The organism is Paracoccus amoyensis (assembly GCF_014490725.1).
GTDB lineage: Bacteria > Pseudomonadota > Alphaproteobacteria > Rhodobacterales > Rhodobacteraceae > Paracoccus > Paracoccus amoyensis.
Genome location: NZ_JACOQL010000002.1, coordinates 433,060 through 455,096 on the forward strand (window position 1 = coordinate 433,060; position 22,037 = coordinate 455,096).

Annotated in this window: 20 protein-coding genes; 5 read left to right on the plus strand and 15 right to left on the minus strand. The window is 61.9% G+C overall.

Annotation, left to right across the window (positions count from 1 at the left end; all coding sequences use genetic code 11):
- Nucleotides 1-50 precede the first annotated feature (50 nt).
- The 7 genes from H4P12_RS06975 to fsa all read right to left on the minus strand — a co-directional run bounded on the left by H4P12_RS06975 (nucleotide 51) and on the right by fsa (nucleotide 5,379).
- On the minus strand, nucleotides 51-959 hold the full coding sequence (locus H4P12_RS06975; protein ID WP_187792941.1) for a DMT family transporter: 909 nt from the start codon (nucleotides 957-959) through the stop codon (nucleotides 51-53).
- A 49-nt stretch (nucleotides 960-1,008) separates the two neighbouring features.
- Nucleotides 1,009-1,881, minus strand: a complete 873-nt coding sequence (locus H4P12_RS06980; RefSeq protein ID WP_187792942.1) for a 50S ribosomal protein L11 methyltransferase — start codon at nucleotides 1,879-1,881, stop codon at nucleotides 1,009-1,011.
- The gene (gene msrA, locus H4P12_RS06985) at nucleotides 1,881-2,456 is read right to left on the minus strand and encodes a peptide-methionine (S)-S-oxide reductase MsrA (RefSeq protein ID WP_187792943.1); all 576 of its coding nucleotides are present in this window, start codon (nucleotides 2,454-2,456) and stop codon (nucleotides 1,881-1,883) included. Before msrA ends, H4P12_RS06980 begins: the two co-directional genes overlap by 1 nt.
- An 83-nt stretch (nucleotides 2,457-2,539) precedes the next feature.
- Nucleotides 2,540-3,070, minus strand: coding sequence for a sugar O-acetyltransferase (locus H4P12_RS06990; protein ID WP_246449025.1), 531 nt, complete (start codon nucleotides 3,068-3,070; stop codon nucleotides 2,540-2,542).
- 17 nt (nucleotides 3,071-3,087) lie between these two features.
- Nucleotides 3,088-4,023 (minus strand): tyrosine recombinase XerC, encoded by a 936-nt coding sequence (locus H4P12_RS06995; protein WP_187792945.1) that lies wholly within the window; start codon nucleotides 4,021-4,023, stop codon nucleotides 3,088-3,090.
- Complete coding sequence (locus tag H4P12_RS07000; RefSeq protein ID WP_246449028.1) at nucleotides 4,020-4,721, minus strand: DUF484 family protein; 702 nt, start codon at nucleotides 4,719-4,721, stop codon at nucleotides 4,020-4,022. The genes H4P12_RS06995 and H4P12_RS07000 overlap by 4 nt, the downstream gene beginning before the upstream one ends.
- 4 nt (nucleotides 4,722-4,725) lie before the next feature.
- Nucleotides 4,726-5,379 (minus strand): fructose-6-phosphate aldolase, encoded by a 654-nt coding sequence (gene fsa, locus H4P12_RS07005; protein ID WP_187792946.1) that lies wholly within the window; start codon nucleotides 5,377-5,379, stop codon nucleotides 4,726-4,728.
- A gap of 188 nt (nucleotides 5,380-5,567) precedes the next feature.
- Here fsa and H4P12_RS07010 point away from each other — a divergent pair, with 188 nt between their 5' ends.
- Both H4P12_RS07010 and H4P12_RS07015 read left to right on the plus strand, forming a co-directional pair.
- Complete coding sequence (locus tag H4P12_RS07010; RefSeq protein WP_187792947.1) at nucleotides 5,568-7,775, plus strand: primosomal protein N'; 2,208 nt, start codon at nucleotides 5,568-5,570, stop codon at nucleotides 7,773-7,775.
- A gap of 62 nt (nucleotides 7,776-7,837) precedes the next feature.
- The gene (locus H4P12_RS07015; protein ID WP_187792948.1) at nucleotides 7,838-8,398 is read left to right on the plus strand and encodes a hypothetical protein; all 561 of its coding nucleotides are present in this window, start codon (nucleotides 7,838-7,840) and stop codon (nucleotides 8,396-8,398) included.
- A gap of 179 nt (nucleotides 8,399-8,577) precedes the next feature.
- Here the strand turns inward: H4P12_RS07015 and H4P12_RS07020 are convergent, their stop codons facing one another.
- From H4P12_RS07020 to H4P12_RS07030, 3 genes are all read right to left on the minus strand, one after another.
- Nucleotides 8,578-9,477, minus strand: coding sequence for a lytic transglycosylase domain-containing protein (locus tag H4P12_RS07020; protein WP_187792949.1), 900 nt, complete (start codon nucleotides 9,475-9,477; stop codon nucleotides 8,578-8,580).
- Nucleotides 9,478-9,531: 54 nt separating this feature from the next.
- Nucleotides 9,532-10,278 (minus strand): hypothetical protein, encoded by a 747-nt coding sequence (locus H4P12_RS07025; RefSeq protein ID WP_187792950.1) that lies wholly within the window; start codon nucleotides 10,276-10,278, stop codon nucleotides 9,532-9,534.
- Between the two features lie 123 nt (nucleotides 10,279-10,401).
- Nucleotides 10,402-11,235, minus strand: a complete 834-nt coding sequence (locus H4P12_RS07030) for a L,D-transpeptidase (protein WP_187793339.1) — start codon at nucleotides 11,233-11,235, stop codon at nucleotides 10,402-10,404.
- Nucleotides 11,236-11,697: 462 nt separating this feature from the next.
- Between H4P12_RS07030 and H4P12_RS07035 the strand changes: the two genes are divergently transcribed.
- The gene (locus H4P12_RS07035; protein ID WP_343069782.1) at nucleotides 11,698-13,338 is read left to right on the plus strand and encodes an MFS transporter; all 1,641 of its coding nucleotides are present in this window, start codon (nucleotides 11,698-11,700) and stop codon (nucleotides 13,336-13,338) included.
- Here the strand turns inward: H4P12_RS07035 and H4P12_RS07040 are convergent.
- The 3 genes from H4P12_RS07040 to H4P12_RS07050 are packed head-to-tail and all read right to left on the minus strand — an operon-like array spanning nucleotide 13,335 to nucleotide 16,656.
- On the minus strand, nucleotides 13,335-14,906 hold the full coding sequence (locus H4P12_RS07040; protein ID WP_187792952.1) for an ABC transporter ATP-binding protein: 1,572 nt from the start codon (nucleotides 14,904-14,906) through the stop codon (nucleotides 13,335-13,337). The genes H4P12_RS07035 and H4P12_RS07040 overlap by 4 nt on opposite strands.
- A complete protein-coding gene (locus H4P12_RS07045) occupies nucleotides 14,903-15,718 on the minus strand; it encodes an ABC transporter permease (protein ID WP_246449029.1) in 816 nt (271 codons plus the stop codon). The genes H4P12_RS07040 and H4P12_RS07045 overlap by 4 nt, the downstream gene beginning before the upstream one ends.
- Entirely contained in the window at nucleotides 15,715-16,656 is a 942-nt protein-coding gene (locus tag H4P12_RS07050; protein ID WP_187792953.1) for an ABC transporter permease, read from the minus strand. Before H4P12_RS07050 ends, H4P12_RS07045 begins: the two co-directional genes overlap by 4 nt.
- A gap of 89 nt (nucleotides 16,657-16,745) precedes the next feature.
- Here H4P12_RS07050 and H4P12_RS07055 point away from each other — a divergent pair, with 89 nt between their 5' ends.
- Nucleotides 16,746-17,486, plus strand: coding sequence for a glucose 1-dehydrogenase (locus tag H4P12_RS07055; RefSeq protein ID WP_187792954.1), 741 nt, complete (start codon nucleotides 16,746-16,748; stop codon nucleotides 17,484-17,486).
- Between the two features lie 246 nt (nucleotides 17,487-17,732).
- Here H4P12_RS07055 and H4P12_RS07060 read toward each other — a convergent pair whose 3' ends face one another.
- Nucleotides 17,733-19,391 (minus strand): NAD+ synthase, encoded by a 1,659-nt coding sequence (locus H4P12_RS07060; RefSeq protein WP_187792955.1) that lies wholly within the window; start codon nucleotides 19,389-19,391, stop codon nucleotides 17,733-17,735.
- Nucleotides 19,392-19,511: 120 nt separating this feature from the next.
- Between H4P12_RS07060 and H4P12_RS07065 the strand changes: the two genes are divergently transcribed.
- Nucleotides 19,512-20,999 carry a 2-isopropylmalate synthase gene (locus H4P12_RS07065; RefSeq protein WP_187792956.1) on the plus strand — a complete coding sequence of 496 codons (1,488 nt, stop codon included), beginning with the start codon at nucleotides 19,512-19,514 and terminating at the stop codon, nucleotides 20,997-20,999.
- Here H4P12_RS07065 and H4P12_RS07070 read toward each other — a convergent pair.
- Nucleotides 20,991-21,869: a serine hydrolase domain-containing protein gene (locus H4P12_RS07070; protein ID WP_343069783.1), complete on the minus strand. Its 879-nt coding sequence runs from the start codon at nucleotides 21,867-21,869 to the stop codon at nucleotides 20,991-20,993. The genes H4P12_RS07065 and H4P12_RS07070 overlap by 9 nt on opposite strands.
- Between the last annotated feature and the right edge of the window lie 168 nt (nucleotides 21,870-22,037).

Genomic DNA, 22,037 nt, shown 5'->3' on the forward strand with positions numbered 1-22,037 from the left:
AGCCATCCCTGCATGGAACGACCCCCGAAGCAGAAGCCGCGGGGGTTTTTTCATGGCTGAACGGCTTCGGCCTTTTTCTTCGCCGCCTCGGCCCGGATGTTCAGATAGTTGCCGCCAAGGATCAGCGCACCGCCGACGATCACCCACGGGCCGATGGGTTCGTTGTAAAGCAGCAATCCCACGACTGCGATCACCGGTAGGCGCAGGAAATCGAAGGGCATGACCAGCGTCGCGGGTGCCAGTTTCAGGGCGCTTGCGATGCAAAAATGGGCAGCCAACCCGGTGAAACCCAACAGGCCGATCCAAGGCAGTGCCTGAGCGGACGGCAGGGCGATATCGCCGTCGATTCCCGCGCAGATCAGTCCGAACAATGTTTGCAGCACCGTCATCCACCACAGGATATTCGTGGGCGATGTCACCGCTGTCAGTTGTTTCGTCGCGATATAGGTCAGCGCAAAGCCCACGGCACACAGTGCCCCCGCCACCAGACCGGGGGTGATCGGGACCGCGCCCGGTTGCGCGACCAGCAGGATGCCCGCAAAACCGCAAAGCGCCGCGACAGTCCGTGGTCTGGTCAGTTTTTCACCCAACAGGACGCGGGACAGGATCAGCAGCCACAAGGGCGCGGTGAATTCCAGTGCAAAGACCTGTGCCAGCGCGATGTTGAACATGGCATAGAACCACAGGTTCTGCGCGGCAAAGTGGATCGTGTTGCGCCACAGATGCAGGCCGGGATGGCGGAAGTTGATCGTCCCCCATTTCCCGCGCAACGTAATCAGGGCGCCCATGATCACGATCCCGATGGCCGAGCGATAGCCCAGCAATTCGAATGTATCCAGTTCCAGCGCAACAGCCCGGCCGGCAATCGCCATCAATGTGAAGGCCGTGACCGCGCCCATCATCCAGATGGCCGCCTTCAGGGGTTGCGTGCCCTGTTCCGGGATGGTCGCTGTCGTCATGGCAATTCCTCCGCGACCAAGCGCTAGCCCAGCGGGCAGAGGTTTGCAATCAGCCCTTGCGGGTCATGGTCAGCGTGGACCATTCGCCCAGATCGTCACGGCGATCCAAGGCGAAATCCTTGGCCTCATAGGCTGCGATCACCTCGGGGGCCTGACCGGTCAGGATGCCTGACAGAATGATCTTGCCCCCTGCGGCGACGGATTTTTTCATATCCGGCGCCAGGTCGATCAGCGGTTGTTTCAGGATATTGGCCAGCACCAGATCAAAGGGGGCCGCATCCTCTAGCATCGGGTGGTCGAAACCGACGGCTTCGATGCAGACGACGCGACCGTCCAGACCATTGGCCAGCACGTTGGCGGCGGCAGTGTCCACGGCGACGGGGTCGATGTCGCTGGCGATCACTGTGACGGGCCAGACGCGGGCGGCGGCCATCGCCAGAACCGCGGTGCCCGATCCAATATCGGCAATACGAAGCGCCTGATAGCCGTCATTGGCAATGCGGTCCAAAGCCTCCAGACAGCCCTTGGTGGTGTTGTGATGGCCAGTGCCAAAGGCCATCGCGGCCTCGATGCACAGGGCCTCGACACCTTCGGGCACCTGATCGGCGTCATGGCTGCCATAGACGAAGAAGCGTCCGGCCCGCACCGGCGTCAGCTCGCGGCGGACATGGGCGACCCAGTCCACCTCGGGCAGTTCCGAAATCGCAAAGGGCTGCGCGCCATAGGCCGCCGCCATCAGTGCCAGTGCCACCTCATCCGGCGCTTCGGTGAAATAGACACCGACTTCCCACCTGTTCGAGCCGTCCTCGATCTCGAATATGCCGGTGCCGACGGGTTCCGGCTCCAGCCCCTCGCAGGCCTCGGCCAATGCTTCGGCGGCCTCGCGGCCGGGCAGGTGGGTCAGTGCGGTAAAGGTGGTCATCAGATCGGGTCCGGGTTGGGGATGGATGCCTGTACTCCGGTGCCTTTCAACCCGCAATAACCGTCAGGGTTCTTGGCCAGATATTGTTGATGATCGTCGGGGCCGGGCCAGAACGGAGTCTTTTCGACGATCTGTGTCGTGATCTCACCGAAACCATCGACGGCAAGGCGGTTGTTGAAGTCGATCTTGGATGCTTCGGCGGCGGAAAGCTGGCTGTCATTTTGCGCAACGATCATGCTGCGATACTGGCTGCCGACATCGTTGCCCTGACGCTCGCCCTGCGTGGGATCATGGTTTTCCCAGAAAAGCTGAAGCAGGTGGTTATAGCTGATCAGCGAACTGTCATAGACCACGCGGACAACCTCGGCATGGCCGGTGGTGCCGGTCTTGACCTGTTCATAGGTCGGATTTTCCGTCGTGCCGCCCGCAAAACCGACCTCGGTCAGCCAGACCCCTTTTTGCTGCCAGAACAGCCGTTCGACGCCCCAATAACAGCCCATGCCGAAAATCGCCTCATCCAGCCCGTGCGGGATTTCGGCATCCATCGGACGATTGAAGATCGCATGTGTGATCATTTGTGCTTCCTTCTGTGTCGGCCTTTTAACGCAAAAATAGGGCGCACGGTTCGATTTCGCGGTTTACCCACGGATCGCGTCCGCTAGCCACTGATCAGTCTGGCCGGATTGCCAACAACCGTCACCCCCGCAGCAACGTCCCGCGTGACCACGCTGCCCGCGCCGATAATCGCGGCATCGCCAATCGTGGTGCCCGGCATGATGATCGCGCCACCGCCGATCCAGACATCTTCGCCGATCTGGACCGGATAGGCGATTTCTTCACCTGCCGCCCGTCGTGCGGCATCCTTGTGATGCTGGGCACAGTAGATTTGCACATTCGGTCCCAGCATCGACCGGGTTCCGATTGTGACTGAGCCGCTGTCCAGAATCGCACAACCGGCATTCAGGTAGACATTGTCGCCAAGGCTGATATTGAAGCCGTAAGCGCAATGAAACGGCGCTTCCAGAAAGACACCCTCCCCGACCTGGCCAAGCAACCTGTGCAACAGGGGTGCCACGGCGCCGCGACCCCAGGGTGGCAGGGTGTTATGCTGATGCACTGCGCGCCTTGCGGCACTGCGCAAGGCCTCCAGCTCGGGATCAAGGCAGTCATACCATTTGCCCGTCCGCATTTTTTCCCGTTCGGTCGTCATCCCCGTGGGTGCGCCGCACGATAGACCGCCATCAGATGCGCATCATCCACGCCGGTATAGACCTGCGTGGTTGACAGGCTGGCATGGCCCAGCAATTCCTGAATCGTGCGCAGATCGCCGCCAGCAGACAACAGATGCGTCGCAAAGGAATGGCGCAGCGCATGCGGTGTGGCGGTTTCCGGCAGGCCCAGCGAGGCACGGGCACGGCGCAACGCGCCTGACACCTGATCGGGGCTTAGCCTGCCGCCGCGCATGCCGCGAAACAGCGGTTGATCGGGCGCAAGCCGCCATGGGCATTGGCGCAGATATTCGGCCACGGCATCACGCGTCACCGGCAGCATTGGAACGCGGCGTTGTTTTCCGCCCTTGCCGGTAATTGTCAGATTGTCGCGAAACGGCCAGTCCCGCCCGTCCAACCCTAGGGCCTCGGATATCCGCAAGCCACAGCCCCAAAGAAGCGTCATCACAGCGGCATCGCGGGCGGCGACCCATGGCACCTGATGGCCCGTGGCAACCATATCCAGTGCATCCTGCGCCTGTTCCGGGGATAGCGGTCGGGGCAGGGATCGCGAATATTTCGGGCTGCGGGTCGAAAGCGCGGCGGACAAGTCATAGCCTTCGCGGTCCGACAGCCAGCGCAGAAAGCTGCGCACCGCCGATTGCCGCCGGGCCAGCGATCGTGCGCCAAGGCCACGCGCCCGTTCGGACGCGGCAAAGGCCCGCATATCGCCCTGTCGCAGTTTTGCCAGTGATTTCGGGGTTGCGGCATGTCCTTCATGCCCCCCCATGAAGGACAGAAAAGCCAGCAGATCGGCGCGATAGGCGTTGATCGTATGGAGGGAACGGTCGCGTGTCGCGGATTCCAGATCCAGCCACCGGCCCAAGGCATCGGCAGTCGCCGGAGCAAGGGCCAGTGGCGTGGTCTGGGTCATAGCCTTGCCAGGAGGATCAGGCGGAAAGCCTGCCCGAAAAAGCGCAGCAGATCGGTGCCATGCGCCGGCATGAAGCGGCCCGTTTCGGCGCTGCCCATCAGCAGCAGCCCGTGCGGACGACGGGCGCCCAGATCAAGCGGCAGCAGGGCTTCGGATGCGACGGTGCGACCGTGAATGGGGCGGGTGATGGGCGATGATGGCCGCAGCACGATATCATCGCCGCGCGGCGCACGACGGCCAGCCGTCACGATACGCTCGATCGCACCTTGCGGGGCAATGACCACATCTTCGGGCAGATTGGGCATGACCGGATCGGCCTCGATCACCAGCCGCAGGGTTTCGATACGCAGGATCGGCGCAATATCGGCTTGCAGGCTGTGGACCAGATCCTCGAGATTCGCGGTTTCCAGCAGCCCGATGACGGCGCGGTGGACAACCGCCGCGCCGGATTGGTTGTCAAAGGCGGCAGCGATGACATTTTCATGCTGCACCTCTAGCCGGTCAAGGCGGGATTCCAGCGCCTCCATCGCGCGGCCGCGAATGTCGATGACATTTTCACCGACTTCGGCCTCACGCGCGATAACCAGCGCCCGCATCAGGTCGCGATCGGCCAGAATGACGCCCGGATCGGCCAGAAGCTTTTCGCGGGTTTCCGGGTCAAGCGTCGCATCGGTCGTCATTCCTGCCTCATTGCTCATCGGCTCAACCGATTTTCTGGCCGGTTTTCGCCCAGTCGGCGGTGAACTGCGCCAGCCCCTTGTCGGTCAGCGGATGCGTTGCCATCGACTTGATGACCGAGGGCGGCGCGGTGATGACATCGGCACCGATCTTGCCGGCTTCGATGATGTGGTTCACCGAACGGATCGAGGCGGCAAGGATCTGCGTCTCATAGCCGTAATTGTCATAGATCGTGCGAATGTCTTCGATCAGGTCCATCCCGTCCAGATGAATGTCGTCCAGACGACCGACGAACGGGCTGATAAAGGTCGCGCCGGCCTTGGCGGCCAGAATCGCCTGTGCCGCGCTGAAACACAGCGTCACGTTAACCATGTGGCCGTCATCGGCAAATGCGCGGCAGGCCTTCAGGCCGTCCCAGGTCAGCGGCACCTTGATCGCAATATTCGGCGCGATTTCGGCCAGCTTCTTGCCTTCACGGATCATATCCTCGGCTTTTTCGGCCACGACTTCGGCGCTGACAGGGCCTTCCACCATGTCACAGATTTCCTTCGTGACTTCGATGATGTCACGGCCCGATTTCAGGATCAGCGAGGGGTTGGTGGTAACGCCGTCCACCATGCCAAGATCGTTCAGCTCGCGGATCGCGTCCACATCGGCGGTATCGATAAAGAATTTCATGGCCCGGCTCCTCTGGTGCGTTTCGTCACGGGTGTAGCGCAGAAAACTGGCAGCGTGAAGCGGCCACCCTGCATCAAATGGCGTTTGGGCAAGTATCGCCGGGAAACAGGCGCGGGCCAAGGGTGATTTGTCTTCGCGAGCCACACACACCCTTGCAACCCGGCCCAGCTGTGGCTTTATCGGCAGCGATGAGACCCGATAGCCTGCCCGCATTTTTTCCTGACCGCGCCCGGATCGCCGTTCTGACGGTCGAACCAGTCGGCGTGCTGGACTATCTGGCGCCCGAAGACGGCGTGCGGCAGGGGCAGTTGGTGCTGGTGCCGCTTGGGCCACGCCGTGTCCTTGGGCTGGTCTGGGGCGAAGGTGTCGGCGATTTCGATCTGGCCAAGCTGCGGCCAGTTGCCAGGGTGCTGGACGCCGAGCCGTTTCAGCCGGGTTTTCTGGATTTCCTGACCCGCGCGGCGGATTACACGCTGACCGCGCTGCCACTGATGCTGCGGATGGCGACACGTGCGCCCGATCTGGATCAGCCGCCTGCCGCGCGGCGCGTGATCGTGCCCGCGGGCGATCCGCCGCCGCGAATGACCGAGGCGCGTCAGCGCGTGATGCAGGTCATGGCGGATCATGGCGGCGCGAGCTTTGCGCCATCCGAACTGGCGCAACTGGCGGGTGTTGGAACGGCGGTGGTCAAGGGGCTGGTCAGCGCGGGCACGCTGGCCGAAATTCTGGCCCCGCGCGATCTGCCCTATCCACGGCTTGATCCGTCGCTGCCGGGCAAACCCCTGGCCGCCGATCAGCAGGCGGCTGCGGATGATCTGCGTCAGGCGATCCGGGGCGGCGGTTACGGCACGACCCTGCTGCGCGGCGTCACCGGGTCGGGCAAGACCGAGGTGTATCTGGAAGCCGTCGCGGAATGTCTGCGGGCCGGACGTCAGGCGCTGGTTCTGCTGCCCGAGATCGCGCTGTCGGCCGAATTCCTGTCGCGGGTCGAGGCGCGTTTTGGCGAACGCCCCGGCGAATGGCACAGCGGCGTCACCCGCGCCGAACGCCGACGGCTGTGGCATATGGCGGGCCGGGGCGAGGTTGGCATGGTTGTCGGCGCGCGTTCTGCCTTGTTCCTGCCATTCCGCGATTTGGGCCTGATCGTCGTCGATGAGGAACACGACAGCAGCTATAAACAGGAAGATGTCGTCTATTATAACGCCCGTGACATGGCGGTGCTACGCGCCTCGATCAGCAAGGCGCAGGTGGTGCTGGCCTCGGCCACACCCAGTCTGGAAAGCTGGGTGAATGCCGCCAGTGGGAAATACCGGCGGCTTGATCTGCGCTCGCGCTATGGTCAGGCGGAGCTGCCCGATATGGCGGCCATCGACCTGCGGGCCGAAGATATGCCCTTGGGGCGCTGGATTTCACCCGCGCTGGCCTCGGCCGTCGATGCGCGGCTGGAAAAGGGTCAGCAATCGCTGTTGTTCCTGAACCGTCGCGGCTTTGCGCCGGTCACCGTCTGCCGCGCCTGCGGAGAACAGATAGCCTGCCACCAATGCGACGCCCGCATGGTCGAGCATCGCTTTCAGAACCGGCTGGTCTGTCACCAATGCGGCGAAACCCGGCCCATCCCGACCGCCTGCCCATCCTGTCAGGTCGAAGGCAAGTTGGCGGCCATCGGGCCGGGGGTTGAACGCATCGCGGAAGAAGTCGCGGCCCGTTTCCCGAACGCCAAGGCGACGGTGCTGTCGTCGGACTTGTTTCATTCCGCGCGGGCGTTGAAGGACACCATCGCCGAAATTTCGGATGGCGATACCGACATCATCATCGGCACGCAGATTGTGGCCAAGGGGCATAATTTCCCGCGCCTGTCGCTGGTCGGTGTGATCGATGCCGATCTTGGGCTGCAAGGTGCCGATCTGCGCGCGGCCGAACGCTCTTTCCAGTTGATGCGGCAGGTGGCAGGGCGTGCGGGGCGACACGCGGGCAAAGCGCCCGGCGTTGCGATGTTGCAGACGCATCAGCCCGATCATCCCGTTATCCGTGCAATCCTGTCGGGCGAGGATGAGGCGTTCTGGAACGCCGAAGCGGGGGCGCGTCAGGTGACGGGTATGCCACCCTTTGGTCGCCTTGCCGGGATCATCCTGTCACATCCCGATCTGGGCGTGGTCAGCGATTTCGCCCGCCATCTGGCCGCGCATGCCCAGCCGTTGCGGGACGCGGGCGCGGAATTATGGGGGCCTGCACCCGCGCCGATTGCCCGCGTTCGCGGGCGGCACCGGGTGCGCCTGCTGATCCACGCGCCCCGGCAGGCGGCGGTGCAAAGCGCGATTGCCGATTGGCTGGCCCCGCATAAGCCGCCCACCAATCTGCGTCTGTCGGTCGATATTGATCCGCAAAGCTTTTTGTAAGTGCCGACCCAGGGGCGGGTTGTCGGCTTGAGTGAAGCAAGATCGCGAAAGAGTTGGTAAACATGGTGGACGTCAGTGAACAAAAACCCACACAGGGCAGACATCTTCTGGTCGCTTGTGTTCTGATCGCGCTGGAGGTCTGGCCGGTTGGCTTCAATCTGGGCGCTTACGGCACCGTGTTCTGGTCCGATCTGTTCGAGATTTGGGTCGTGTCGATGGTCACGCTTCTGGCCGGATTATACCTGATACAAACCTCGGCCACGCGACCGCCCATTCACGGGATGGATCTGGTCGCGATGCTGCTGCCATCGCTTTGGTTCGTGTCCCAGGCAATTGACCGGATTTACCCGGCTGGCCCGCTATCCGCAGTGCAAACTGTTCTGGAGATACTGACAGTCATCTTCGCCCTGCCCATCGTGATTGGCGTGGTGATGCGTGTCACCATGCCCGAGACGCTGCAATTACGCGGTCTCAGGCAAAATGCGGTTCTGATTGCCATTACTTTGGCGGTTTGTGGCGGGTCCTATCTGATTGGCATCCGCAACGATTTGCTGTTCACCTGCGAGGACTTCAAAGTTTCCGGGGACGACCCCCCTGCAAATTGTTTCAACCCGCCCCAGTAAGCCCATGTTTCATCTGGCCAGCTATCGTCTTTCGGTCGACAGCATCACCTGCCTGTCCGAAGCCACCGGCATGAGTTGCCGGAACCGTGGCGGTTGCGGCTTTTCCATGTCCTGATCGAAGCAAGATACCGACTAGGGCTTTCGCGGGAATATGGTTTTTCGGCGATGTTCGTCATTCGTCAGTTCCGCATGACGATGCACCGCCCGCCGGCCCGCTTTAATTGCAGACAGAAACTGCTGGCCTCGGCGCGGCTTTCGTAGCCGACCTGCGCGGTGAACAGCGCGCGTGCCCGACCCGTGATCCGTTTGCGGACATAGCCAACGCGCTTGTCGCCCAAAAGTGGACGCAGCGTGCGATTCAATCGGGCGACCTGTTGCGCGGCACCTGACTGGCTTGGATGACTTGCCACGATCACACCCCAGGGAAAGACCCGCTGCGGGGTGGTGAACTCTCGCAATTTGCGGTCGCCAGCCATTTTTTCGCAGGCGGGGCGAAAGCCCATATCCGGATGATCGGGCTGCAGACCTAGCCTCAGATCGGATGCGCCGGGCGGGTTGTCTCGCCAGCGGACAGCCTCGAACCCGGTGATCGAGGCAACGTAATCCTCGGTCTCATAGGGCAGGCCGCCGCGCATCCCGATATATCGCACCGCCCGGTTTTCGCCGCCGTTATAGGCGACGGCGGCCAGACCGACATTGCCGAACATATCGGATAGATAGCTGAGATACCAGGCAGCCTTATGGATTGCCTGCGCGGGATTGAACGGATCGTCCAGATCGTAAAGTTCAGCGGTGCTTGGGATGAATTGCGCAATGCCAAGCGCACCTGCGGGGCTGACAGCACTTGGCTCGAACCGGCTTTCTTTCCACAGAAGGCGCGCAAGGAAGTTTGGGTCCAGATTGTGCTGTGCCGCATTGCGTTCGATCAGCATGCAAACGTCGGCTGCGTAATGTTCCAGCCTGACGCAATCGCGGCCATCATCGGTGCAGCGCCGGTTTTCCGTCTGCTTGGCCGGCGGATAGCCATAATAGGCGTCCACCGCCGGTCGCGCCATCGCGGAACCAGCGGACAAGATCATGGCCAGAGTAATCGTTAAAATGCGCTTCACTGCGATTGGTCCCGTCAGCCCGTATCAAGCTTGGTCTTTTGCGACCTTTGTCGGTTTCTTCTTCTTCACCCCGGCCATCACCTTTTCGGCCGCCTTGCGCGCAGCCTTATCGGCTTTCTTGGCAATTTTCTTCGCGGCTTTCCGTGCTGCCTTGGCTTCCTTCTCGGCGTTTTTGGCGGCTTTCTTCGCTTCTTTTTCCGCTGCCTTTACAGCCTTTCTGGCGCTGTCCTTCGCGGCCTTTCTTTGGGCTTTTTCAAGGTCCGTGGCGGGGGCCTTTGTCTTTTTGGGCGGGGGCGTGGCGTTTCCGCCTGCGGATTCCGCGGCGGGCTTCGCGGCCTGCTGTGGGATCGCATCCGTTGGGATCGTCACGGCGGCCTTTGCCACGGTTTTGGCCGGAACGCGGCGCGACGCCGTGCGAAGATCTTTGCGCATTTCCGGCGTTGTCCGGTCTTTCGGTTTGCGAACCGGCGATTGTCGGGCAGAAGGCTTGCGGGGGGTCGCGGGCGCCGCACGGCTGGATTTCGGTTTCAGGCCACGCTTGCGGCGTTCGGTCCGGGCGCGACGCAGGGCGGATTGAAACAGATCGGCAATGCTGACTGCGCCATTTTCGCCTTTTGGACCTGCGGATTTCGCTGCAACCTCAAGTTGTGCGATCAGATCGTAAAGCGCGGCGTCGTCCAGCGCGGCGATGGCCGGGCTGCGGCTATTGGCGACCAACTTGGCCTGATCCGCGTTCAACAGGTCTTTTTCGATTTTGGCATGATTTGGCATTCTGATCCCTGAGCGCTGTGCCGCATTTCGCGCGGACTGTGCGAAAGAATCGCCAAATTTGCAATTGCAAAGGCCCCGATCAGACATCGGGGCCTTATCTTTTCTTCTTGCTGATTGCGCAGCTTAGCGAACGGCGCTTTCCACCGGCGAGGTGGTGATCGTCGTCGTGGGTGCACTTGCAACCGTGGTGGTGGTCGTCACAGCACCTGCGGCCGGCGCAGCCTGAACCTGCAGTGCGGCAGCATCATTTGCCGGGACGACATAACCTTCGGGCGTTTCGATCATGCGGCCTTCCATGGCCAGGCTTTCAGCCGGGCTGCGGACCTTGACGTTGGTGCCGATCTCGGTCTCATCGAACAGGTCCATGATATCCTGCTGGAACAGGCGAATACAACCAGCCGAGGTTGCCTTGCCGATCGAGGACGGGTCCATCGTGCCGTGGATACGGTAGTAGGTGTCCTTGCCGCCACGATACAGATACAGGGCGCGCGAGCCCAAGGGGTTGTCGGCACCGCCTGCAACGCCGCGCGCGAACTGAGCATACAGTTCAGGGCTGGTGTTGATCATGTTCTGCGTCGGCGTCCAGCTGGGCCAGCGACGCTTCAGCGCGATCACGCCCGAACCCTCAAAGCCGGTGCCTGCGCGGCCAACGGCGACGCCAAAACGCATGGCTTCGCCACCTTCCAGCACGTCGTAAAGGACGCGGGCATAGGGGTCGACGACGATGGTGCCGGGCGCCTCGGTGCCGTTATAGGGCACGCGCTGGCGCTGGTTCCGCTCGGTCAGGTAGGCTGCGCGAACGGCGGGGATGTCGATTGGATTTCCATCCGGGCCTTGATCGACACGGGCCTGATAAATCGCCGGAACAGTCACGGCAGTCGGGGTCGTCGTGGTCTGGGTTGGTCCACAAGCAGCCAGCCCCAGGGCCAGCGCCGAGAACAGGGAAGCGAGGCGCATCATCAATAGGTTCCTTTGTCGTGACTGAGCTGGGCTACACCATCGGGTGCGCCAAGGCAGCACATAACGTCGTTGTCCCTCTGACGGCAGAATCAGAGGTGATTCGGTAGGGTTTCATCAGCGGTTTACAAACCCACTCCGTCAAGTCCACCGCAATATTTATGCAATGTTTGCCGCATGGCATATAGCGGCTGTGGCTTCACGGTGCCAGTTCGATCAAGTTTAGCTGAACAAAGAACAATTTAGTGTGGCTTTGGTTTCAAGTGAATAGAAATCACCTGCGATGATTTGGGCGGGCATTCCCTGACATAAAGGGCTTGGGCCGCGCATGCGTGGCTGCCATGCCGCGCAATGATGGCGGCACCGCAAAGGATCAGGTGCCGGAAAACCATCTTTTCGGGCGGCGTTGTGTGTTTGGCGCTGCCTGATTACTGTGTAATTGTTCCCGCAGCAGGCAGTGACGTGACAGATACCGACGCGCCCAAATCTTCGGCCCTGGCCCCGTTCCGTTATCGCGATTTTCGCCTGTTATGGGGCGCGACACTGGTGTCGAACTTCGGGGGGCTTGTTCAGGCGGTTGGTGCTGCGTGGATGATGACGCAACTGACCGACAGCGACACGTTGATTGCGTTGGTGCAGGCGTCCAACACCCTGCCGATCATGCTTCTGGCACTGGGCTCGGGCGCGTTGGCGGATATCTTTGACCGCAAAAGCCTGCTGTTGTTTGCGCAAATCTTCATGGCGACGGTATCTTTGATCTTGGCGATCGTTGCGTGGCAGGGCTGGCTGACGCCGTGGTTGCTGCTGACATTTACCTTTCTGATCGGGGCGGGGCAGGCGCTGTATAACCCGCCATGGCAGGCAAGCATGGGCGATCTGGTGCCGCGTGCCGACCTGCCTGCGGCGGTGACGCTGAACTCGGTCGGGTTCAATCTGATGCGCAGCGTGGGTCCGGCGGCTGGCGGCTTTATCGTCGCGGTCTTCGGCGCGGCGGCAGCATTCACCGTCAATGCGGTCAGCTATATCCCGCTCTTGGGGGCGTTGTTCCGCTGGAAACCGCCCGTTACGCCACGAACCGCGCCGCCCGAGGCGTTCCTGCCCGCCATTGGCGCCGGTCTGCGCTATGTCGCGCTGTCGCCGAATTTGATGCGAGTGATGCTGCGTGGTGCGTTGTTCGGCTTTGCTGCGGTGTCGGTTCTGGCGCTGCTGCCACTGGTCGTCCAGCAACATCCCGAGGCCGGATCACTGCTTTACGGCACTTTGCTGGGCAGCTTTGGCATGGGGGCGATTTTCGGGGCCATCCTGAACCCGCGTATCCGGGCACGCTTCCCGAACGAAAACATCGTGCGCATGGCCTTTGCGGGGTTTGCGCTGGCGGCGCTGGTTCTGGGTCAGACCGACAATCTTTGGCTACACGGGCTGGCGATGTTGCCTGCGGGGGCATCCTGGGTCCTGGCCCTGTCGCTGTTCAATGTGACGGTGCAACTTTCGACGCCCCGTTGGGTCGTGGCACGCGCACTGGCATTGTATCAGACGGCCACCTTTGGGGGTATGGCCGCGGGGTCGTGGGTCTGGGGCATGGTGTCGGGCACGTCCGGCGTCGGCACGGCACTGACCATGGCGGCGGGGGTGCTGGTCTTTGGTGCGGTCGTTGGTTACTGGCTGAAGGCACCGGAATTCGGCACCGCCGATCTGGACCCGGTCAACCGCTTTCGCGAACCTGCATTGCGGCTGGATCTGCGCGGCAGATCAGGGCCGATCATGGTCATGGTCGATTACCTGATCGCGCAAAAAGACGTGCCCGAATTCCTGCAACTGATGCGTCGCAGGCGTGGCATCCGCCGCCGTGACGGCGCCCGCAATTGGGCCTTGCTGCGCGATCTGGAACGGCCCGACATGTGGTCCGAAAGCTATCACATCGCCACGTGGGACGAATATATCCGCCACAATATGCGTCGCACCAAGACCGATGCCGAAGTCGCCGTCCGCTTGCGGGAATTGCATCAGGGTGACGGCGATCCGCTGGTCCACCGCATGATCGAACGGCATAATGTCGATCAAAGCGATGACCTGCCGCTGGTCGGCAAGATCGAGGTTCCCTAGGCGGGGTCAGGGAACCAATCGGCCGGAATGCGTGGCGTCGCCGCGACCAGTTGCCGGGTATAAGGATCGCGCGGCGCATCCATGACCTGCTCGGGCGGGCCATCTTCGACGATCCTGCCGGATTTCATCACCAGCACGCGTTCGCTGATGCCGCGAACCACGGACAGATCGTGGCTGATGAACAGATAGGCCATGCCATGCGTCTTGCGCAGATCGGTCAGCAGGTTCAGCACCTGCGCCCGGACACGGACGTCCAGTGCGCTGACAGCTTCGTCCAGCACGATCAGTTGTGGGCGCGTAATCAATGCGCGGGCGATCGCGATGCGCTGACGTTGGCCGCCGGAAAATTCGTGAATGTATTTGCGGGCATCATCGGGCCGCAGTTCCACCTGCTCCAGCGCAGCTGCGACGCGGTTGCGCCAATCAGGCGGATAGCCGGTCAGATGGAACGGTTCGGCGATGAGACGGTCGACCCGCCAGCGCGGATTGAAGCTGCCAAAGGGGTCCTGGAACACCACTTGCATCCTGGCACGCAGATCGCGCGGCATGGACCGGCCCGCCGTCACGGGCCGTCCGTCCAATGTGATTTGCCCGCCTTGCAGCGGATCAAGACCCAGAAGTGCCCGTGTCAGGGTGGATTTGCCGCTGCCGGATTCGCCGACAAGGCCAAGGCTTTCCCCACGATGGATGGTCAGGCTGACGCCATCCACGGCCCGCAAGATATCCCCGCCATGCGGCAGGCTGTATTCGCGAACCACGTTATGCGCCTGCATCAGTGGCTGCGGGTCGTCGCTGCGGATCAGGGATGGCACATGACGTGAGGCCGCGAACAACTGTCGCGTATAGGCGTGCTTTTGCGTGCGAAACACGGCCTCGGTCGGGCCGGTTTCCACGATCTTGCCCGCCTGCATCACCGCGACCTGATCGGCATGACCCGCCACGACCGCCAGATCATGCGTGATCAGCAGCATCGCCATGCCTTCGTCGCGCACCAACTTATGCAGCAGATCAAGGATTTGCGCCTGCGTGGTGACATCCAGAGCGGTCGTCGGCTCATCCGCGATCAACAGGTCGGGGCGCAGGGCGATGGCCAGCGCGATGGCGACACGCTGACGCTGGCCGCCCGAAAGCTGGTGCGGATACAGGTCCAGCGGAAAGCGCGGCGCCGGCAGACCGACCCGGTTCAGCTGGTCACGGGCTTGCGCCAAGGCCTCGGCCCGGTCGATGCCGCTATGGATCAGCAGGGTTTCGGCCACCTGATCGCCAATCGTCATCAGCGGGTTCAGCGCCGTCATCGGTTCCTGAAAGATCATGCCGATCCGCTTGCCCCGAAGCCGGCATCGCAGGCTCTCTGGCAAAGGCAGGATGTCATGGCCATCCAGCAGCACCTGTCCGCTTGCCATGGCGTGATGCGGCAGCAACCCAATGATGGCCAGTGCCGTCATGGATTTGCCGCTGCCGGATTCGCCCACCAATCCGGTAATTGTGCCCAAAGGCAGGTCCAGATCGACCCGATCCACAATAGGCTGATCGCCGATCCTGACCGACAGGCTGCGTGTCTGGATCATCGCATCGCCTTTAGCCGGGGGTCCAGCATGTCACGCAGCCCGTCGCCCAGCAGGTTCAGCCCCAGAACCGTCAGCACGATGCACAGCCCCGGAATGATCGCCACATGTGGCGCCAATGTGACCATGGTCTGCGCCTCGGCCAGCATCCGACCCCAGCTTGGCGTTGGCGGCTGCGCCCCTAGGCCGACATAGGACAGCCCCGCCTCGGCCAGAATGCCCAGCGAAAACTGGATGGTGCCCTGCACGATCAGCAGGTTCGTGATGTTGGGCAGGACATGTTGCAGGCTGATCAGCGTTGTTCCCTTACCCGCGACCTCGGCCGCGCGAATGTAGTCCAGCGTCCAGATCGGCAGTGCGGCGGCGCGGGTGACGCGGGCAAAGACGGGGATGTTGAAAATACCGATGGCGATGATCGCGTTCAGCGCGGATGGCCCGAACACCGCCGCAAACAGGATCGCACTGACCAGCGAGGGAAAGGCAAAGATCAGGTCGTTGCCGCGCATGATGACCTCATCCAGCCAGCGCCCGCGATGTGACGCCGCGATCAGCCCCAGGGGCACACCGATCCCCATGCCAATGCCCACCGCGACCAGCGCCACCGCGATCGAGGTGCGTGCGCCGACCATAACCATCGACAGGATATCGCGGCCAAAGTGATCCGTGCCGAACCAATGCACGACCGTCGGCCCCTGCAGCTTGTCGGCAATCGCCATCTGCGTCACGTCAAAGGGTGTCCAGAACCATGACAGCGCCGCCGCCAGCAAAGCCAGCCCGGCCAGTGCCGCGCCAAGGATCATTCCCGTCTGTCTCATGTCTTGCGCAGTCTTGGATCAATGATGGCATAAGCCAGATCGACGATGAACGTCACCGCAATCACCGCAGCAACCAGCACCAGCACGGCCGATTGCACCACGATCAGATCGCGCTGCGTGATCGCCTGAAAGATCAGACGGCCAAGGCCGGGCAGATAGAAGACATTCTCGATGATGATGGCCCCGGCCAGCAGAAAGGAAAACTGCATGCCCAAAATCGTCAGCACCGGGATCAGCGCATTGCGCAGCGCATGGCGGTGCAGCGTTTGCCGTTCGGTCAGACCCTTGGCCCGGGCCGTGCGGATGTAATCCTGGCCCTGCGTTTCGATCAGCGCGGACCGCAGCACGCGGGCCAGAATGGCCGCCTGCGGCAGGGCCAGCGCGATGGCGGGCAGCAACAGCGCCTTCAGCGCAGCAAGGGGCTGTGACCAGCCGGGAAAGCCGCCGGCCGGAAACCAGCGCAGCTTCACCGCGAAGATCAGCACCAGCAGCATCGCGAACCAGAAATTCGGCAGCGCGATCCCCAGTTGCGTGCCCCCCATGACCGCAACATCACCCGCCCGCCCGCGATGCGAGGCTGCGTATAGCCCTATTGGAAAAGCAATTGCCGTCGCCAGCAGCAATGCCATGATCGCCAGCGGCAACGAAACCTGAATCCGGTCAAGGATCATTCCTGCAACCGGCGTTTTATAGGTGAAGCTGGTCCCGAAGTCACCTTGCAAGATCGTGCCCAGCCAGCTTGCATAACGGATGGGCAAGGGCTGATCCAAACCCATCTGCTCGCGCAGCGCGGCCACGGTTTCCGGTTGCGCGCCCGTGCCCAGCATGAAACTGGCCGGATCGCCCGGCACCAGTTCGACCACCGAAAAGATCAGCGCCGAGGCAACCAGCAGGCTTAGCCCCAAAGACAGAATTCGGCGGAACAGATAGCGCAACATGCACCGACGCTATTCCGCCGCGCTGTCGGCGTAAAGCGGGTTGCATGGCGCGCAGCCTCTGGCAAATTACCCGCAAAGAGGAGGAAGGCATGAGGCTTCAGGACAAGATCGCGATCGTCACCGGCGCAGGCTCGGGTTTTGGCGCGGGCATTGCCCGGAAATTCGCGGCAGAAGGGGCGCAGGTGGTCGTCGCCGATATCAACCAAGCGGCAGCGGATCAGGTTGCGGCGACGCTTGGTGCCCGCGCGGTGCGATGCGATGTCGCCGACGGTGTCAGTGTCGCGGCCCTGGCGCAGACCACGATGAACACCTTTGGTCGCATCGACATTCTGGTGAACAACGCGGGCGTCACCCATCTGCCGGCATTGATGGAGGATGTCAGCGAAGAGGATTTCGACCGCGTCATGGCCGTGAATTGCAAATCGGTCTATCTGCTGGCCCGTGAAATCGTGCCGCTGATGAAACAGGCGAAATACGGAAGCATCGTCAATATAGCGTCAACTGCAGGTGTGTCGCCACGCCCGCGCCTGAATTGGTATAACGCGTCAAAGGGTTGGCTGATCACCGCCACCAAAGCGATGGCGATTGAACTCGCTCCGTTCGGCATCCGCGTCAATGCGCTTAACCCGGTCGCGGGGGATACGCCGCTGCTGAAAAGCTTCATGGGCGAAGATACCCCGGACATGCGGGCAAAATTCCTGTCGACCATCCCCATTGGCCGCTTCTCGACTCCCGAAGATCTGGGCAATGCTGCCTGCTTTCTGGCCTCGGACGAAGCGTCGATGATCACGGGTGTGGCGATGGAGGTTGATGGCGGGCGCTGTATCTGACAGCGCGACAGCCGGGGGCTGACTGCCCCCGGACCCCCGTGGATATTTTCAGACCAATGCAGAGGTGTTAGGCTTTTCTTAACCGGCCTGCGGTAGAACGACCTTACGGTACAGGCGGGGACGCCGATGACCGTGACCGAAGCAGACGCCTCGTTCCTTTGCGGAGCGGGGCGTTTTGCTTTGCTTGGGTCGTCAAATATCCCGGGGGAATCCCGCAGGGATGGGGGCAGCGCCCCCTGATTTTCGCTACAGGCTGTCGCGCCAGCGGTTGACCAGCGGATAGCGACGGTCCAGCCAGAACGCCTTGGTCGAGATGCGGGGACCGGGTGCAGCCTGATACCGCTTCCACTCGCTGGTGAACAAAAGCTTTTCGACCTGTTTGACGGTGGCTTCGTCAAAGCCCTGCGCGACCAGATCCTTCAGCGCCAGATCCTTTTCGACCAATCCTTCAAGGATCGCGTCCAGGATGTCATAGGGCGGCAGGGAATCGCTGTCTTTCTGATCCGGGCGGAGTTCGGCTGATGGTGGCTTGCTGATGATTTGCGGCGGAATGACTTCACCGGCCTTGCCCATCATCCAGTCGCGGTGGTTCTGGTTCCGCCAGCGGCAGGTTTCAAACACGCGGGTTTTATACAGATCCTTGATCGGGTTATAGCCGCCCGCCATATCGCCATAGATGGTGGCATAGCCGACCGCGACTTCGGATTTGTTGCCCGTTGTCAGCAGCATTTCCCCGAATTTGTTCGAGATTGCCATCAGCATGACCCCCCGCAGGCGGGACTGGATGTTTTCCTCGGTCGTGTCGGGCTTTGTCCCTTCCATCAGATGTGCCAAGGCATCTTCGACCGCATCGCGCGCGCCGTCGATCTTGACCGTATCCAGCCGGGTGCCAAGACGGTTGGCGCAATCGGCCGCGTCATCAAGGCTGGCTTGCGAGGTATATTCCGATGGCAGCATGACGCAGCGCACGTTTTCGGGGCCTATGGCGTCGGCCGCGATCGTGGCCACCAATGCCGAATCGATACCGCCCGACATGCCCAGAAGAACCTTGGAGAACCCGGACTTCCGCAGGTATTCGCGCAGGCCCATCATCATCGCATGATAGTCCTGTTCCCATTCGTCAGGCTGCGGGGCCATCATTCCCGGCTCGGCCCGCCAGCCTTCCTCGGTGCGGGTAAAGTCGATCGTGGTGATGACTTCCTCGAACGGGGGCAGTTGGACGACTTTTTTGCCGCCTGGATTCAGCACGAAGCTGGCGCCGTCATAAAGCTGATCGTCCTGACCGCCGACCATGTTCACATAGACCAGTGGCAGTCCGGTTTCGACAACGCGGCCAACCATATGGCCCATGCGCAAGTCCAGCTTGTTGCGGTGATAGGGGCTGCCATTGGGCACGATCAGGATTTCAGCGCCGGTTTCGGCCAGCGTTTCAGCCACGTCGGGATACCAGCTGTCTTCGCAGATGGGTGATCCGATGCGGATACCGCCAACCGGGTAAGGGCCGCTGATGGCGCCGCTGTCGAACAGGCGCAGTTCATCGAACAGTTGCTTATAGGGCAGGTGATGTTTCAGCACGCGGGCGACCAGCTTGCCGTCCTTGAACACGAAATAGGCGTTATAAAGCTTGTCCCCTTCGCGCCACGGGCCGCCGATACCGACTGCCGGGCCGTTGGTGCAGGATGCGCCGAACTTCATCACCTCGGCCACCGCATCTTCGGTGAAGGCGGGTTTCAGCACCAGATCCTGTGTTTGATAGCCGGTAATGAACATTTCGGGCAGGGCCAGCATGTCGGCCCCGGCATCGCGGGCGGTTTCCCATGCGTGGCGGGCCTTGGCTGCGTTGCCGGGCAGGTCGCCGACGGTGGCGTTCAGCTGCCCGATGGTCAGGCGGAAACGATCGGTCATGGTATAGCCTCTGCTTCTCTCGCCACCGTGATAGGCGAAGGTTCGACAAAGGAAAAGTCGGGCTTTGCGCATTCGGTTCCGCTGCGCTAGACCATTGGCAAAACGCAAAGGGCGAATGCGATGACGGCGGCAACATGGGCAGGTGGGGTGGCGCTGGCGCTGATTTTGTCAGCGACTGCGGCAAATGCACAGGTCGAGATCAAGCAATATGATGATGGCGGCGTCTATGAAGGGACGTTCCGCAATGGCCTGAAACACGGGCGCGGCACCTATACGCTGCCGAACGGCTTTCGCTATGAAGGCGACTGGATGAACAATCAGATCCTTGGGCAGGGCAAGGCGACCTATCCCAACGGTTCAGTCTATGAAGGCCAATTTGCCGAAGGTAAACCGAGCGGCACCGGCAAGATCACTTATGCCGATGGCGGCACTTATGAAGGTGACTGGATCAACGGCGACATCACCGGCCAGGGTGTGGCCCGTTACGCCAATGGCAGCGTTTATACCGGCCAGTTCGTCAAGGGGCTGCATCAGGGCAAAGGCACGCTGACCCAGACCAACGGCTACAAATACGAAGGCGACTGGAATGCGGGCGTCAAGGAAGGTCAGGGCAAGATCACCTATCCCGACAGCGCCGTTTACGAAGGCGGCATGCTGGCCGGGCAGCGTGCGGGCAAGGGCAAGCTGGTCATGGCCGATGGCATGACCTATGACGGCATCTGGTCGGCGGGGCAGATGTCGGGCACCGGCGTGCTGGTTCAGTCCTCGGGCGACAAATACGAGGGTGAGATGCGCAATGGCCGCCGGGAAGGCAAGGGCATCGCGACCTATCAGAACGGCGATGTCTATGATGGTGTCTTCTCGTCGGACCGCCGCCATGGTCAGGGCACGTTCACCGGCACCGATGGCTATGTCTATTCCGGGTCTTGGGTCGAAGGCCGGATGGAGGGTCGGGGTCAGATCACCTATCCCGACGGGTCGGTCTATGTGGGTGAGATGAAGGCAGACCGCCCGAATGGCACGGGCAAGATCACCTATACCGACGGGTCGACCTATGAAGGCAACTGGGCGGACGGCGTGATCCAGGGCGAGGGGAAGGCCGTTTACGGCAATCAGGTCATCTATGAGGGCGGTTTCCGCAATGCCCGCAGCGACGGGCAGGGCCGGATCACCTATCCCGACGGTTACGTTTATACCGGGGCCTGGAAGGAAGGGCAGCGGCATGGCGAGGGTCAGGCCACCTATGCCGATGGCAGCGTCTATACTGGCGGTTTCGTGAATGGCCTGCGCGAAGGCCAGGGCAAGCTGACAGCCCCCGACGGCTTCATCTATGAAGGCGGCTGGAAAACCGGAGAGATCGACGGCAGCGGCGTCGCCACCTATGCCAGCGGCGACACCTATGAGGGAGAGTTCGCTGCCGGCAAGCGTCAGGGGCAGGGCGTCATGCGCTATGCCAGCGGCGAGGTCGCATCGGGTGAGTGGGACGAAAACCGGCTTGTGGATGGCGATGATGCGATGCCGGACGCGGGTGAAGCGGTCGAGAACGCACAGGATGCGCAGCAAAACGTGACGCCGGGTCTGCCGGAAGAAAACCAGCCGTCACCGTAATCCGGTGGCCAATCGGACGGCCTGATATTCTGCGGCGCCCTCATCCGTGCCATGAATGAATGTGGCCACTGTGGGCGCGTTGGGCATGTCTGGAAAATGGTAGATGGCATTGGTGCTGAACGGTCCGCCGCCTGTATGGCCGATGGCGAGCCCGGCCCCTTGCATCCGCCCGATCATCAGTCCCAGTCCATAGCCGCAGCTTTGCCATGGCCGCCCCTGCAGTGCCCCGCCCACAGGCAGCGCATCCAGCATTTTTCGCGTCAGGCTGGGCGCCAGAAGTTCGCCTGACATCAGGGCGTGCAGGATGCGGGCGGCCTCGGCCGCGTTGCCGATCAGACAGCCGTGATAAACCCATGCCGGGTTGTAGTTGGCAGCTTCGGGCCAATGCAGCCCGGCGAAATCTTGCTGCGCGGTGGCCAGACGGACCGTTTTCAGCCCCAGTGGCCGGCAGATCAGCCGTTGCACCATATCGCCAAAAACTTCGTCGGCGCAGTGCTGCAGATGATCACGCGCGAACATGTAGCCGATGTTGGAATAGGTCCAGCCATCCGTTCGGGCCGGGAGCGCCGTCGCAACCCGATCCAACATGTCTTGCGCGGTCCAAGGCAGGCCGCCCCCCGCGACGGCGCGATGGTAATCGGGCAGTTGCCCGTAATCCGGCAGCCGGGCATCATGGCGCAGCAGTTCCCACATGGAGAAGCTTTGATCGGGCAGGGTTGCATCCAGATCCAGCCTGCCAGCCTGCATCAGCTTCATCGCACAGATGGCGATGATGGTTTTGGTAAAGCTCCAATAAGGAAAGCGGGCATCGGGGGGGCCGCTGGCCGCGCTGCCATTCGTCGTCAGAACGCTGGCGTGAAGCTCAACCACGATCTGTCACCTCACAGCCAGCAATAGGCCGCCGTGCAGCAAAAAGGGGACAGCTTTTCCCAAACATCCGACGCTCCTGCTGAATGGGATGCGGTTATTTGACCGTAAGCACCGGAAATGGCCAATGGCTTTGATACCGGTGAGCCTTTTCTCGCAAGACCAATCCTC

Coding starts and splice junctions, on each gene's coding strand:
- H4P12_RS06975 (WP_187792941.1), bottom strand. CDS start 959: ATGACGACAGCGACCATCCCGGAACAGGGCACGCAACCCCTGAAGGCG.
- H4P12_RS06980 (WP_187792942.1), bottom strand. CDS start 1,881: ATGACCACCTTTACCGCACTGACCCACCTGCCCGGCCGCGAGGCCGCC.
- msrA (WP_187792943.1), bottom strand. CDS start 2,456: ATGATCACACATGCGATCTTCAATCGTCCGATGGATGCCGAAATCCCG.
- H4P12_RS06990 (WP_246449025.1), bottom strand. CDS start 3,070: ATGCGGACGGGCAAATGGTATGACTGCCTTGATCCCGAGCTGGAGGCC.
- H4P12_RS06995 (WP_187792945.1), bottom strand. CDS start 4,023: ATGACCCAGACCACGCCACTGGCCCTTGCTCCGGCGACTGCCGATGCC.
- H4P12_RS07000 (WP_246449028.1), bottom strand. CDS start 4,721: ATGAGCAATGAGGCAGGAATGACGACCGATGCGACGCTTGACCCGGAA.
- fsa (WP_187792946.1), bottom strand. CDS start 5,379: ATGAAATTCTTTATCGATACCGCCGATGTGGACGCGATCCGCGAGCTG.
- H4P12_RS07010 (WP_187792947.1), top strand. CDS start 5,568: ATGAGACCCGATAGCCTGCCCGCATTTTTTCCTGACCGCGCCCGGATC.
- H4P12_RS07015 (WP_187792948.1), top strand. CDS start 7,838: ATGGTGGACGTCAGTGAACAAAAACCCACACAGGGCAGACATCTTCTG.
- H4P12_RS07020 (WP_187792949.1), bottom strand. CDS start 9,477: ATGATCTTGTCCGCTGGTTCCGCGATGGCGCGACCGGCGGTGGACGCC.
- H4P12_RS07025 (WP_187792950.1), bottom strand. CDS start 10,278: ATGCCAAATCATGCCAAAATCGAAAAAGACCTGTTGAACGCGGATCAG.
- H4P12_RS07030 (WP_187793339.1), bottom strand. CDS start 11,235: ATGCGCCTCGCTTCCCTGTTCTCGGCGCTGGCCCTGGGGCTGGCTGCT.
- H4P12_RS07040 (WP_187792952.1), bottom strand. CDS start 14,906: ATGATCCAGACACGCAGCCTGTCGGTCAGGATCGGCGATCAGCCTATT.
- H4P12_RS07045 (WP_246449029.1), bottom strand. CDS start 15,718: ATGAGACAGACGGGAATGATCCTTGGCGCGGCACTGGCCGGGCTGGCT.
- H4P12_RS07050 (WP_187792953.1), bottom strand. CDS start 16,656: ATGTTGCGCTATCTGTTCCGCCGAATTCTGTCTTTGGGGCTAAGCCTG.
- H4P12_RS07055 (WP_187792954.1), top strand. CDS start 16,746: ATGAGGCTTCAGGACAAGATCGCGATCGTCACCGGCGCAGGCTCGGGT.
- H4P12_RS07060 (WP_187792955.1), bottom strand. CDS start 19,391: ATGACCGATCGTTTCCGCCTGACCATCGGGCAGCTGAACGCCACCGTC.
- H4P12_RS07065 (WP_187792956.1), top strand. CDS start 19,512: ATGACGGCGGCAACATGGGCAGGTGGGGTGGCGCTGGCGCTGATTTTG.